13 protein-coding genes are annotated in these 14,028 nt (G+C 41.4%); 10 read left to right on the top strand and 3 right to left on the bottom strand.

The genetic code is table 11. The features are described 5' to 3' along the window. Positions 1-68: 68 nt before the first annotated feature. From AAA970_RS01490 to mnmC2, 6 genes are all read left to right on the top strand, one after another. Positions 69-1,190 carry a glycosyltransferase family 4 protein gene (locus AAA970_RS01490; protein WP_338235716.1) on the top strand — a complete coding sequence of 374 codons (1,122 nt, stop codon included), beginning with the start codon at positions 69-71 and terminating at the stop codon, positions 1,188-1,190. Positions 1,191-1,568: 378 nt separating this feature from the next. After that, complete coding sequence (locus AAA970_RS01485; RefSeq protein ID WP_338235715.1) at positions 1,569-2,363, top strand: hypothetical protein; 795 nt, start codon at positions 1,569-1,571, stop codon at positions 2,361-2,363. Between the two features lie 165 nt (positions 2,364-2,528). Then, positions 2,529-3,176 (top strand): hypothetical protein, encoded by a 648-nt coding sequence (locus AAA970_RS01480; protein ID WP_053406129.1) that lies wholly within the window; start codon positions 2,529-2,531, stop codon positions 3,174-3,176. A 120-nt stretch (positions 3,177-3,296) separates the two neighbouring features. Continuing rightward, positions 3,297-3,581 carry a hypothetical protein gene (locus AAA970_RS01475; RefSeq protein ID WP_053406130.1) on the top strand — a complete coding sequence of 95 codons (285 nt, stop codon included), beginning with the start codon at positions 3,297-3,299 and terminating at the stop codon, positions 3,579-3,581. Positions 3,582-3,590: 9 nt separating this feature from the next. Continuing rightward, positions 3,591-5,108, top strand: a complete 1,518-nt coding sequence (locus AAA970_RS01470) for an NAD(P)H-hydrate dehydratase (RefSeq protein ID WP_338235714.1) — start codon at positions 3,591-3,593, stop codon at positions 5,106-5,108. A 97-nt stretch (positions 5,109-5,205) separates the two neighbouring features. Further along, positions 5,206-5,892 carry a tRNA (5-methylaminomethyl-2-thiouridine)(34)-methyltransferase MnmC2 gene (mnmC2, locus tag AAA970_RS01465; RefSeq protein WP_338235713.1) on the top strand — a complete coding sequence of 229 codons (687 nt, stop codon included), beginning with the start codon at positions 5,206-5,208 and terminating at the stop codon, positions 5,890-5,892. 34 nt (positions 5,893-5,926) lie between these two features. Here mnmC2 and AAA970_RS01460 read toward each other — a convergent pair whose 3' ends face one another. After that, complete coding sequence (locus AAA970_RS01460) at positions 5,927-6,826, bottom strand: lysophospholipid acyltransferase family protein (RefSeq protein WP_338235712.1); 900 nt, start codon at positions 6,824-6,826, stop codon at positions 5,927-5,929. 466 nt (positions 6,827-7,292) lie between these two features. On the opposite strand from AAA970_RS01460, the gene gmk reads away from it, so the two are divergent. Continuing rightward, positions 7,293-7,865: a guanylate kinase gene (gene gmk / locus AAA970_RS01455; protein ID WP_338235711.1), complete on the top strand. Its 573-nt coding sequence runs from the start codon at positions 7,293-7,295 to the stop codon at positions 7,863-7,865. A gap of 9 nt (positions 7,866-7,874) precedes the next feature. Further along, positions 7,875-8,477 (top strand): nicotinate (nicotinamide) nucleotide adenylyltransferase, encoded by a 603-nt coding sequence (nadD, locus tag AAA970_RS01450; protein WP_338235710.1) that lies wholly within the window; start codon positions 7,875-7,877, stop codon positions 8,475-8,477. Between the two features lie 321 nt (positions 8,478-8,798). Here nadD and AAA970_RS01445 read toward each other — a convergent pair whose 3' ends face one another. Beyond that, positions 8,799-10,127, bottom strand: coding sequence for a serine hydrolase domain-containing protein (locus AAA970_RS01445; protein WP_338235709.1), 1,329 nt, complete (start codon positions 10,125-10,127; stop codon positions 8,799-8,801). 83 nt (positions 10,128-10,210) lie between these two features. After that, entirely contained in the window at positions 10,211-10,912 is a 702-nt protein-coding gene (locus AAA970_RS01440) for a hypothetical protein (RefSeq protein WP_338235708.1), read from the bottom strand. Positions 10,913-11,142: 230 nt separating this feature from the next. On the opposite strand from AAA970_RS01440, the gene AAA970_RS01435 reads away from it, so the two are divergent. Together AAA970_RS01435 and AAA970_RS01430 are read left to right on the top strand one after the other, a co-directional pair. Further along, a complete protein-coding gene (locus tag AAA970_RS01435) occupies positions 11,143-12,087 on the top strand; it encodes a CobW family GTP-binding protein (protein ID WP_338235707.1) in 945 nt (314 codons plus the stop codon). Positions 12,088-12,106: 19 nt separating this feature from the next. Next, on the top strand, positions 12,107-13,756 hold the full coding sequence (locus tag AAA970_RS01430) for a dipeptidyl-peptidase 3 family protein (protein WP_338235706.1): 1,650 nt from the start codon (positions 12,107-12,109) through the stop codon (positions 13,754-13,756). The last annotated feature ends 272 nt before the right edge of the window (positions 13,757-14,028 follow it).

The following is a 14,028-nucleotide window of genomic DNA, read 5'->3' as shown; positions in this document are numbered from 1 at the left end:
AATTATAAAACTTGCGGCAAGTTTTTCTATAATTCATCACAAATATAGACGGTTCTACTTTTAAGTTTATGCAAATCCTACTTCTTTCCTCCGATGGACTACACAATGGCGCATCTCATTCCATTTGTTATTTGGCTGACGGACTCGCCAGAAGAGGTCATACGGTTGTGTTGGGCTGTAAAAAGGACAGTTATATTTGGAGTAGAGGGAAATCTTACGGAACCTTTATTGTTGAAGCTTTAGATTTTAAATCAAAATTTGCCCTGCGTGACCAGCTCCAACTGAAGGCGGTTATTCAAAAGCACAATATTCAAATCATTAATGCCCAGGAAAGCAAAGACCGCTACTTATCCATGTTGGTGAACAAGTTTTTTAAACTTGGGCTTAAAGTTTTCCATACCCGGCGCCAAAGGCCACTAAGTGTTGGCGGAAAAATTCAGAACAACCTTTACCTGAAAGGAACAGACAAAATGATTGTCATCAGCGATGCGCTGAAGCAGACTTTTATTGAAAAAGGCTTTCCGGCACATCATCTGGAAGTAATCAGCAATGGCCTGCCTTTTGAGGGGAAAAGTAATGCCAGTGAGTATGCTTTGATGCAACTGAAAGAAAAGTACAGTATTCCACTTGAAAAACGATTGATTGGATGTTTTGCACGCCATAAATGCCAGGACCAACTGGTGCGTGCGCTCCAACATGTAGAAGAGGATGCCTGCCTGCTATTGGCGGGTGTGGAGAAAAATGGGTTTGATGAATTAGTGGCAGAACACCAAATCAAAAATAAAATCATCTATCTGGGCATGCTGCCGCGGGAAGAAATTTTGCCATTATATGAAATTCTGGATCTTTTTGTCCTGCCTTCTGATTCCGACGGATTCGGATTGGTGCTGGTAGAAGCCATGATGAAAGGTGTTCCAGTCATCGGGACAAGAATGCATGGTATTATTTCGGTGATTAATGAAGAAAAGAATGGGCTATGGTTCGAACATGGGGATCACCAGCAATTGGCCGAAAAAATAAATCTTTATTTGAATAATGAAGACATTCGCCAAAATTACATTCAAGCCGGACTAAAAGCCGCAAGAGAGGAATTTTCCATCGAAACCACAGTGAAAAATTATGAAAAATTCTTTCAATCCTACCTTCCTGCTGAAGTCATAATGGAAAACGAATCACTAATCACTCATTAAGCCGATAAAGCCCAGCATAAATCTTTCTGTTGGCGCAAAAAATAAAGGAATAGTTCCCCATTTCATATTTCTCTCTATGAAACAGAGGCATGGAGAGAAAGCCAGCTCGCCCAAATTTGGGCCATAAAAAAACCAGCAAACACACGCTTATTAAACTGAAAACAAGCCAATTAAAAAGCATTAATAAATAAAGCGGTAAATAATTTGGGATACCATTACACTTTTTAAACCCACCTCGGTCCTGCTTATTTTTTATTTTACGACAACTATTTGGTCTTTATAAGTTCGATTTTGCGACAGCTGAGGATGAAATGCATCAAAAAAGATGCAAAGTCAAAGCTCATTCCATGAATATCATTAACTTAGCAAATAAAAAACATGCCCCACCGATTACAGCATTGGAAAAATGAGGTTTACCAATTTATTTCCCAACATGCTGCATTTAAAATTCAAAAAGCGCCTGAACAGCCCACCGCACTCATTAGTGAACAACTTTCCCTTTATTTATTTGAACCCCTGGAGCAACTTCCTGCAGATTTTGGAACAGAAAGATTACAGGGAATACATCTTTGGAAAGATCAATGGGCGAATCAAAAGGAAATTATTTGTTCCAGATTACTTTCGGCCCTTGGCATTACCCAAAGAATTCATGGCAGGAAATGTAAGGTTATCTCCATAAGTAATCCGGAACTAATTAACTTTCTCGAACAAAATCATTTACACACTCCGCTGAGGGCAAAAATCAAATATGGCTTAGTATATGAGGGAGCACTTGTCGCCGTAATGGCCTTTAGCCATCCCCGGCAAATAAGCCGAAATGGCAACATTTACAAATCTTTCGAACTGATCCGACATTGTAACAAATCAGGCTATACGGTGGTGGGTGGTTTTAGTAAGCTGCTGAAGCACTTTATTCAGGAAAAATCCCCGGATGATATTATGACTTATGTAGATCTGGAATGGTCCAAAGGAGAAAGTTACCTGCAATTTGGCTTTGAAGAGGTAGGGATCAGCCCAGCCCAATTTTTTTATCTTGACCAAACCCAAGAAAAGCGGATTTATCCGCATTTGATTGGGCAAGATGGAAAGTTTGTTAACCAACAATTAATTGATTCCGGTTTTCGGGTGGTTTATAACCACGGAAATATTAAATTGCTTTTGAAACTGAAGTAAGAAATATGACGCAATTGTGATGCGTCTAACAAAATAATTTTTAGATCTTACTTACAAAATATTATCTTTACGTAAGATATTGTACAATAGACAGTTATCTACTTAGCATTTTTGCACGCTATTTGATGTGATTTGTGCTGATTAATTCGAATCAAATTTAGAAAGATGAAGAAAAAATTGTGGGCCCTTTTGCTTGGATCTTTTTTGGTGGGAAGTATCTCTGTAGCAAGTGCACAGGGAACGGAGCAGGCAGCTACTGGAGAGCAAACCCTTAAAGAACAATTTCAGAGTTTGAAAAAAAGCAGTACCACCTATAAAAATGGTGCTGGTGTTCCTTATAAAGTGATCAAAGAGGTGAGTTATGATAAAATCGTTCGCGTAGTAGAGGACAGTATCGTAGGCCACCGTAATCTGTTGAAGCAAACCAATGCGCAACTGGCTGAAAGTAATGAAGAGATTGTTCGCCTGAATGATATGATTTCCTCTAAAGACAAAGAAATCGAAGAGAATATCTATCAGGTAAGCCACCTAACTGCGCTTGGCATTGACTGGAACAAAAACACTTTTAAAGTAACAAGTTTCGGTATTATCCTTTCGCTAGTGGCTGCTTTAGTATTTGCCTTTACGCGTGTTAAATTTTCGAATAATACTGCTGCTTCAAAAACTTCAGATTATGAAGAGCTGCACGAGGAATTCGAATCTTACAAACAAAGAATGAGAGAGCGTGAAACAAAGCTACGCAGAGAATTGACTACTGAAATGAATAAGGTGGAAGAGCTTAAGGCTTCTTTAAAAAGAGGAACCAACGCTTAATACTTTAAAAAAATTAGAGGAAAGAGGTACTTCAACGGTGCCTCTTTTTTTTGGCCTTTGAAATCGAATCCCTTTTAATTTTTTGCTGAAAGCCTTATTTTCCATTGGAGGAAAACAGGTATGACCAAAACCAAATACCGCATTGAAATCAGGCTTAAGGAAATGCCCATTGTGCAATATCAATATGCTCATTTGGAAGAAGCCAGTAACTTTTTCGACTTTCTTTGTCAAGGAGATTTTCAACAACAAACCACGCTTTTACTAGACGAAGTCCTTAGTAACCCACTGGATGCTGACCTGCAAACCATCAATAAAATGGTGAAAATAGAGATCAGCCCGCGTGGAAAAAAAGTTCACCATGACCACCGCTCCTCCCGAGAGGGTTACACTTATTTTGGCTATTAGCTCCCTACTATGACAAAAATTCTAACTGCTGAGCAAATTCGTGCCTGTGATCAATATACCATAGAACACGAACCCATCTCCTCCGAAGATTTAATGTATCGGGCCTCCGGACAATTTTGTAATTGGTTCCGTAACCATGCCCCGAATCGACCAAAAATTCTGGTCTTATGTGGAATGGGCAATAATGGGGGAGACGGGCTGGTAATCGCTCACTTATTACATCAAAAAGGTTATCCGGTAGAAGTAGCCATCATCCGCTTTACAGAAAAAGGCAGTAAAGATTTCAATCATTACTATTATCAGTATCAGGGCAACTTCCCTTTTCACGAGGTGCAGAAAAAGGAAGAATTGCCCGATTTAAAAAAATATCAGGTATTAATAGACGGAATTTTTGGATCAGGCCTTAACCGACCTGTTGAAGGCCTGGCCGCTTCAATCATAGATGCTGCCAATCATTCCGGAAAAGAAATAATCGCTATAGACATTGCCTCCGGCTTATTTTCAGAACACAAAGCCAAAGGTCAGCATCCTATCATTCAGCCTAAGCATACCGTTTCTTTTCAGGTGGGGAAGCTGGCTTTTTACTTGCCCGAAAATCATATACATGTTGGTCAACTGCATATTGTAGATATTGGCTTGGATAAAGCCTTTATTGCAGAGCAGGAAAGTGATTATGCCGCGGGCTCCCTAAAGAAAATCAGGGAAATCTTAATACCGCGTCAAAAATATGATCATAAAGGCAGTTTCGGCCACGCCTTGTTAATAGCCGGCAGCTATGGCAAAGCGGGAGCCTGTATTTTAGCAGCCAAAGCAGCACTGCGTTCAGGCCTGGGCTTACTCACGGTGCATTGCCCCCAAAAGTGCGTAGAAGTTCTGCAGACTTCCGTTCCGGAAGCCATGGTGCTCCCGGATGAGATGGGCACCAAGTTCTTCACCAAGCCTCATCAAACGGATCAATATGATGCCCTTGGTGCCGGACCTGGTTTAAGCACCGAAACGGCAGCCAAGGAAGCCATGAACATCCTCTTTGCGCAACATCCCTCTCCAATGGTGCTGGATGCCGATGCCCTCAATATTATTAGTCAGAGTCCGCATTTATTGGCAGCTATTCCTTCGGGCAGTATATTGACGCCCCATCCAAAAGAATTTGAACGCCTAGCCGGAAAAAGCGAAAACCAATTTGAGCGACTCCAAAACCTGCAGGCGCTGGCCGTGGAACACCAGGTAGTTTGTTTAATCAAAGGTGCGAACACAGCCATTGGCTTTCCGGACGGCAAAATCATTTTCAATCCTACCGGAAACCCGGGAATGGCCACCGCAGGTAGTGGCGATGTATTGACCGGCATCATCACCGCCTTATTTGCGCAGGGATATGCCTCTTCAGAAGCCGCTATGATAGGCGTATTTGTGCATGGCCTCGCCGGTGACTTAGCCGCTAAAGAAATTGGGCAAACCAGCCTGATCGCCTCCGATATCATTGAAAAGTTGCCTCAGGCCTTTCAAAGGCTGTATCAGGACCTTTGGTAAAAATTACCGATATTTGCCCTTTGATCAATCACCTGCCGGTAGTCTATCTATTTCCAGGTATAAATTGATCCTTTCGCTTGAACATTGAAATAAGCATATGGCGGCAAAAGCAATAAAAATCATTGAAACGGAGGATGGATCGCATTCGCTTTTTCTTCCGGACATGAATGAAACTTATCATAGTTCCCACGGGGCCATACAGGAGTCCCGTCATGTTTTCATCAAAATGGGGCTGGATTATTGGGCATCGCAATCTCCGGAAGGAAGCCTGATTATACTTGAAATTGGCTTCGGAACAGGCTTAAATGCACTTCTTGCATACGAATGGGCCATGAAACACCGACGAAATGTGGAATTCATCACTTTGGAGGCATACCCGCTTCCGGAAGAAATTACCAAAGCCTTAAATTACCCCGCACAGATGGAGAGAGCCGATCTTTCGGACACTTTTCAGCAAATGCATCAGGCAGAATGGGGAAAAGAAGTTCACATTTCCGAATATTTCAGTCTTTACAAAATGGAAGATAAGCTGGAGACAGTCATCTTCCCTGAAAAAACGCTACAGGTGGTTTTCTTCGATGCCTTTGCGCCGAGTAAACAGGAAGAAATGTGGGCGCCGGAACTTCTTCAAAAATGTACGCAACAACTCGTCTCTAATGGAGCATTGGTGACTTATTGTGCCAAAGGTCAATTAAAAAGAGATCTTAGAAGTTTAGGCCTAACCGTAGAAAGTCTGGAAGGCCCTCCGGGAAAAAAAGAAATGGTACGCGCCATTAAAAACTAAAAAAAGGGGCTGTCCGCAAAAGACAGCCCCTTTTTTATACCACCGCCTGCACATCTTTCGGCTTTTGGTGTGCACGCTTCCACCTTCGGTGAGTCCACATCCACAACTCAGGCTGAGCAATAATATCCTCTTCTAACCTGCGGGTATGTCTTCTGGAAATTTCCAGATCACTCAAAGATTTTGGATCCATGGTTAAAACCTCAAAACTTACCTTATAATATCCCCTTTTCGGCCTGCGGACCACGGCATAAACCACCGGGTAATCAAACTTTTGAGCCAATTGAGCCGTCCCCCGATAGACTGGTGTATCCTGATTCAGGAATTTCACCCAATGAGAGTTAGATAATAATAAAGGCGTTTGATCTGCCAGGAAAACAATGGCCGTTTCCCTATTCCTATTGGCCAGCATCACCCTGGGCGTATTCTTTGTGGCGACCACTTCCCCTCTGAACCTAGTCCTGATATACAAAAACAACTGATCCATCATTTTATTATGAAGCGGTTTATAAATACAAATCAAAGGATGCCCTTCCTCCAAACCTATTCTTGCACCACCCAATTCCCAACTGCCATAATGCCCCATCACTACGATAATGCTATGCTTATCCTTATACAATTGGTACATTTCTGCATAATGCTCTATCTCGACCCTTCTCCTCAATTCTTTCTCAGAAATAGACAATTTCTTCAGGGTTTCGAAAAGTGAGTCCGTGAAAAACCGGTAATGCTTTCGGGCAATAGCCTTAATTTCCTTTGGAGATTTTTCAGGAAAAGACCGATGGAGGTTATCCAGCACTACTTTTTTTCTGTAGCCTATCAAATAATAGGTAACAAAATAAAAACAATCGGAAAAAAGATACATTATCCGCAGGGGGATAAGGGAGATTAAATAGAAAAATGGAAAAAAGAGAAATCTATAAATGAATTGCTGCATGAATAAACCACCTTGTTAAGCCCTAAAAGTCGTAATTTTTTTAATTAAATGGGAACCTTAAAGCAGGTTTAAAAGCCAAAATTCGAAGCGAAAATTTGATTATTGCGGAAGCGATACCCGAATATTTTGAGCGCATAGCATCGCTATTGTTGAGAAATTTTCCAAAATCGCTTTCAATAATTCGAATTTGCTGCCGGATGGGGTGCTTTTAAACATGTTCTCCTATACGATATCCCCAATCCTTTATGGATTTTTGCTTCATTTTTGGCTGTCCTATACGATTTTCCTACCTTTGCGCATGGAAAAATTCAAAGCTGCAATTATCAAATTGAAGTACAAGGGACATCCTCCTTTTCCCCTTCTTTTATCAGCGAAAGATCCAATTTTTGGAATTTCGCTGCTTTAGCGTCATTCCTCTATATTTTCCATACCCAAACTTAAATTTCTCTTTCAATTTTAAAAAATCATGACGCATAAAGGCAAGGCTTTTATCTTTTCAGCGCCTTCAGGTTCAGGAAAAACAACTATCGTTCATCATTTATTAAATCAGCGAGATGATTTATGCTTCTCTATTTCGGCCACTACCAGAGAGGCCAGAGGTGCGGAAAAGCATGGTCAGGACTATTACTTCCTCAGCAAAGAAGAATTCAACAATAGAGTGAATCAGGATGAGTTTGTGGAGTGGGAGGAAGTTTATCCCGGATGTTGCTACGGTACTTTGAAATCAGAAGTGGAAAGAATTTGGGCAGAAGGAAAGCACGTCGTATTTGATGTGGATGTAAAAGGAGGAGTTAGCCTGAAAAAATATTTTCAGGAGCAGGCATTGGCCGTTTTCGTCAGAATACCGGATCTGGAAACCCTGGAAGCGCGACTTCGGGGCCGAGGTACTGATGAGGAAGGTGCCATCAAAAAGCGACTGGCCAAGGCCGAGTATGAATTAGGCTTTGAAGAAAATTTTGACATTTCCATTATCAATGACAATTTGGAAAATGCCTTAAAAACCTCAGAAGAGACGCTTCAAAAATTCATTGAAAAATAAACACCAGCCATGTTCGGGAATTTCGTTCAAAAAAAGCTCAAAATAGGTCTTTTCTTCGGTTCCTTTAATCCCATTCATATTGGTCATCTTATCATTGCCAATAGTATGGTGGAATTGGCAGATTTGGATCAGGTGTGGTTTGTGGTATCTCCACAAAATCCTTTCAAAAAGAAAAGTAGCCTGGAGCATGAATTTGACCGCTACGATTTAGTGGAGAAGGCTATAGAAAACAATCATAAGCTTCGGGTGACCGATGTGGAATTCCGCATGCCAAAGCCCAGCTATACTATTGACACCCTGGCTTATTTATCCGAAAAGAACCCGCATCATGACTTTAAAATTATTGTAGGGCAGGACAATTTAAGTCATTTCCATAAATGGAAAAACCATGAGGAGATCCTGAAAAATTTTGGCCTGGTGGTTTATCCCCGACCGGATTCCAAACCAAGCTCCTTTGATGATCACCCAAAAGTGACCATGGTCGAGGCTCCAATGGTCGATATATCAGCCACCTTTATCCGAAAGTGTATTAAGGCAGAAAGGTCTATCAAATACATCGTCCCGGATGAGGTTATTGAAATGATTGAAAGTCGGAAATTATTTGGCGCATAAGCCCATTGCCTCAAAAAAAAGCGCCAAAACTTGGTCTCCACCCCAGTTTTGGCGCTTTTTTGATACAGCCCAATGTTCTTGCTCCCTGACGTACTCAAAAAGGTACAAACTTTAACCCGGGTTATCCATGCTTTAATCCTCTTTTACCTATAAGGCGGGAAAAATGAGGCAATTTCTACTATTTCGAATTTTTTCCAATGAAGCTGATGAATGAGGAAAAAGCTAGCTTGCCCAAATTTGGGCAAATTCAAAATCGACAACAACAATTTTAACGATCTGACATAAAGCTACTACCTGAATCTGGCGATGAATCATTCGGGTTTAATTATCCTGAGCCACTGCTTTTAATACTCCGGACAGAAATTCATTGAAGTCAAAATCTTCTCCCGAAGAAAGCCCCAAACGTACCACTACCAAATCATGAGAAGGAATTACCCAAACCCTTTGCCCCTGAAATCCATCTGCGAAATAAACATCAGCCGGGCAATCCGGAAGAAAATGCAGGCTTTCATTTAACCACCATTGTGCGCCATACTCCCCATCTGCACTTTTTGCTGCCTGCCGGGAGTAATCGACCCAGCCTTCCGGCAGAATTCTTTCTCCATTAAATATCCCGTCATTTAAATAAAGTAAACCAAATCTGGCCCAGTCGCGGGTAGTGGCAAAGGAGTAGGAGGAGCCTACAAAATTACCGGAGGCATCCGGTTCCAACACCATCGAACGCATCCCACAGGGATTAAATAAACGTTTTCTGGCAAATTGATAATAGGCCCTTTGATCGCCCAAAGTCTCATAAATAATCTTTGTTAAAATATTGGAAGTTCCGGAGGAATAATACCAAACCCGACCCGGTTTATGCGCCAAGGGCACATTGGAAGCAAATTTCCCCATATCACTGGAAGCATACAACATCGTCGTTGCAGAGGAAATATCGCCATAATCTTCCACCCAGTCCAAGCCGCTGGACATTTGTAATAAATGATTTAAGGTGATATTCTTTCGCTGATCCGATTGCCAATCCGCAACCGGGGCCGGGGCGTGAATATCCAACTGCCCATCCCCAACCAATATTCCGATCAAGGCAGAGGTAATCGATTTAGTCATTGACCAGCCCAGTAATCTGGTATTTTCGTCAAAGCCCTCAGCATATTGTTCCCAAATCAACTCATCCCCTCTGGTGACTAATACCGCTCTGGTTTTTTTCTCCTTTTGAAAAGCCTTGTCCATCACCTTTTTTAAAGCCGGATAAGGTTTTCCTCTTCCCAAAAAATCACCCACTGGCCACATAAGTGTATCAGGCCGATCAGGCCATACTGATATAGCCTGCTCCAATGCAGGGGGCTGTTTACTATCTGCTACCAGAGTGCAACCCAACCCTTCCTGATAAACTGAGGTTTCTGCCCCCAGCCCCCACACCGTAGAAGTGACCGTTTTTCGATCGTAATCCACTTCAGGTGAGGCATATTTAATCAGTGAAAAATTCAAGTCAGTGGCCAATATATCTTCCGGAGATCGCTCCGAAACAAAAACACAGGAGCACATCATTTTTGAAGCATAACCATTAATGATGGGAAGACGGGCGTAACCATACCAGGCACCATAAAACAACAATAGGGCGATACTGGCCCAAAAAATAACTTTTCTATTCATAGGAGGTGAGTTAGCTTATTCAACTCCTACAAAATAATGCAATAATTAAAAAAGCACAGTAAGAACTGTGCTTTTATATTGTTTTACAAACTCATCACCCGATCCAAATACATCAGGTGCTTTTCATAACCATTCATCTGGATGGTTAGGCGATTAATTTTCTCAAGCTTTCCAATGTCAAAGGATCGGTCTCTCAAAGATTCCTTATAGGTCATTCTGTTTCGGAATGTTTTCCATTCCATTTCCACCAAAGTAAGTAAATAGGGGTTTTTAATTTCAGGCAAGTGCAATTCCCTGGCGATTTTCTTTCTTTTAATATTAGGTCGTCCAAAAGTCTGCAATAAATCATTCACCAAACCCAAATTGGAAGTCATTTGTACTTTAGCAAGCATGTCATCTATAAAATATAGGGTAACATCAAAACAGTCTGCATTCTTTAGCTTCACCAGGTGCTTTTTCGAGATAAATACCTTAAGCCTGCCCTCATAAAACTCCCCATAATCCATAAAGTCGCCCAAATTAAGATCCTTCAAATAAGTCCCCAATTTGAAATCATGTATCCCATTTAACTGATCTACATTGTGAATATCCATAATGCCCAAATGCAGATTAGCACTGCTCATATCCAATACAACCGGGTTTTTAATGTTAGCTTTTAAATTTTCAATGGGAATACTACGGGTTTCCGGGTTGACCTCCTCAAGAGGCTGGCAACTTGTATGTACCAGGAAACAAATGAAAAAGATCACAAAGGGCTTAAATGGGAATGTTAAAGTCCGGGTCATAAATAAGATGAGGTTAGGTTTGAGAAAAAAATCAGGATGTGATATTAAAACTCAAATTGTAGGAATACTGTTCCCTATAAGTAACATTTGGAGGCATAGCTCCCGTAACATTTTGGAATATTTCCGTTGGAAAAACTTTCTACGCGATGTAACCCTTAGTATTATTTCAGGAAAACTCCTTGAGATGTCGATGGGCATTGCCTACCTTGGAGTAAATTGTACGAAATAAGATGCAGCAAAATTCTATAAAAGTTACCATACTAACCGGCTTTCTGGGTGCGGGAAAAACCACTCTCCTTAACCACATCATTTCACAAAATCCCCAAACACAATACGCCATTATTGAAAATGAATTTGGCAAAGTACCCTTAGATCAAGAACTGATCGATGGACCAAAAGAGGGCATTTTTGAATTAGCCAATGGCTGTATTTGCTGCAATATCAATGAAGAGTTACTTAAGGTATTAACCAAGCTGATCACCAGTGACTTTAAGTTTGATCACCTGTTAATTGAAACCACCGGCATTGCCGATCCGCTTTCGGTAGCTGCTACCTTTATGTTTGATCCTCACCTGCAGGGCATATTCAGCCTGGATGGTATCATCGCCCTGGCCGATGCCCCAACGGTACTGGAAAGAATCGAGCAAGAGTCCGTGACGGCTCAACAGCTATCAGCAGCACACAACATTTTACTGAACAAGACTGATCTTCTCCCAAAAGAAGAGTGGAATAAGGTTAAGGAGGTACTAGCTTCCCTGAATCCTTTTGCTGAAATTATCCCCTGTCAATATGGGCAGGTAGACAATGAACATCTTTTTGATTTAAGAAAAAGAGATTACAAAATGGTGGAAAAGGCCGACCAGCCCATCCATCATCAACACGGACAGATCAGAAGTTTTACCTGGCAGTCTGGCAATGCCCTGGATTTGCATAAATTCGAAGCCTGGCTTTCGATGTTCCTGCCCATGAATCCTTCGGTCTACAGAGTAAAAGGAAAATTGTACTCAAAAACGTACGACCGCAAAATCATCGTGCAGTCCGTGGGCACCCAATTTTATTTTACTCAGGGAAGTCTGTTCGAAGAGGAAAGGGGCGATAATATGCTGGTCTTCATCGGAAATAACCTGGACCAAGAGAGCATCAAAAAAGCATTATCAGATTGTGAGATCAATTAATAAAATCAACCTTAATAATATGAAAAAGAACCACATACTCTCCCTTGCCTTTGCAGGAGGACTACTTTTGGGAGGATGCCAGGCAGATCAAAAAAAAGCTGAAAATTCCAGCCTATCGGTATCAGATCCGGTTCAGGAAAAAGTAAACCAGTATGATCATTTTACTTTGACTGCCGACCTTTCCCATTTGAGTGAGAACCAGAAAAAAATGATTCCGCTGTTGATTCAAGTAGCTGAAATCATGGATGATATTTTTTGGCAGGAAGCTTACGGAGACAAAAATGCTTTGCTGGAACCGCTAAGTCCGGCAGAAAAAGCCTATGCTGTAATCAACTATGGACCCTGGGATCGCTTGGAAAACAATAAGCCCTTTATCCAAGGCGTAGGAGAAAAGCCTAAAGGAGCGAATTATTACCCGGCAGATATGACCAAGGAGGAGTTTGAGAAATCTTCAGCGTCTGATATCAACAGCTTATACACCATGGTCAGAAGGGGAGAGGACGGAAACTTGGTGGCCATCCCTTATCATGAATTTTTCAAAGCACAAACGGAGGAAGCTGCACAGTTATTAGAACAAGCAGCCGACTTGGCCGAAGATAAAGGTTTCCAAAAATACCTTCAATTAAGAGCAAAAGCCCTCCGAGCTGATGAATATTTCGAGTCGGATTTAGCCTGGATGGACATGAAGGACAATATGATTGACCTGGTGGTGGGGCCTATAGAAACCTATGAAGATAAGCTATTTGGCAATAAAGCATCCCATGAAGCCTACGTTTTAATAAAAGATATGGAGTGGAGTAAGAAATTAGCCAAATTTGCCTCTTTTCTTCCAGAGCTTCAGAGCAATCTTCCGGTAGCGGAAGCTTATAAAAAAGAAGAAGCCGGAACCGACTCTGATCTGAACGCCTATGATGTCGTCTATTATGCAGGAGATTGTAATGCGGCATCAAAAACCATTGCCATTAACCTGCCCAATGATGAAAAAGTGCAACTAGAAAAAGGTACTCGCCGACTGCAGCTAAAAAATGCCATGAAGGCCAAATTTGACAAAATCATGCTGCCCATTGCCAGTGCATTAATTGTGGAAGAACAAAGAAGCAATGTGACTTTCGACGCCTTTTTTGCCAATACCATGTTCCATGAAGTAGCCCATGGTTTGGGAATAAAAAATACCATTAACAATAAGGGAATGGTAAGAGCTGCCCTTAAAGAACATGCCTCGGCCCTGGAAGAAGGAAAAGCAGATATTCTTGGCCTGTATATGATCGATCAATTACATGCTAAAGGAGAATTGGAAGGGGAGATGAAAGATTACTATACTACCTTCCTAGCAGGTATTTTCCGCTCCGTACGCTTCGGAGCAGCCTCTGCACATGGTGTGGCGAATATGATTCGATTCAATTATTTCAAGGAATTCGGCGCATTTTCCAAAGACGAAGCCACCGGCCTTTACCGTGTTAATTATGAAAAAATGGAGGAGGCGGTAAATGCCTTGTCAGAGAAAATATTAACGCTGCAGGGTAATGGCGATTACGATGGGGTAGCCGCATTAGTAGAAAAAAGCGGCAAAATAAGCCCGGAACTACAAGCGGATTTGGATAAATTATCTGAGTTAAATATCCCTAAAGATGTGGTCTTCCAGCAGGGAATAAAAGAATTGGGGCTTTAGTAGCAAGGCCTAATTAAAGTGCTACATGTTTAGCAAAAAAATGAAGTATTTTGGAAGCGCTGCAGGTTTTTCAAAGCACAATGCAATGCTATTTTTTAAAATAAACCAAAATCAAATACGATCGTATTAATTTTCTTCAGATAAAGGGGATTTAAATATCAATTAAATCCCTTCAGAAAAGCCAGTGTGAAAGCACTGGCTTTTTTTGCACTCAAAAACGTACAGTCCTTCTCAGTGGTAAATTATCCCAAAATGCCTCATTCCAGCCTGAA

The organism is Persicobacter diffluens, assembly GCF_036244895.1.
In the GTDB taxonomy this organism is placed as follows: domain Bacteria; phylum Bacteroidota; class Bacteroidia; order Cytophagales; family Cyclobacteriaceae; genus Persicobacter; species Persicobacter diffluens.
The sequence above is the reverse complement of the archived record's forward strand: the minus strand, read 5'-3'. Positions and strand labels throughout refer to the sequence as shown.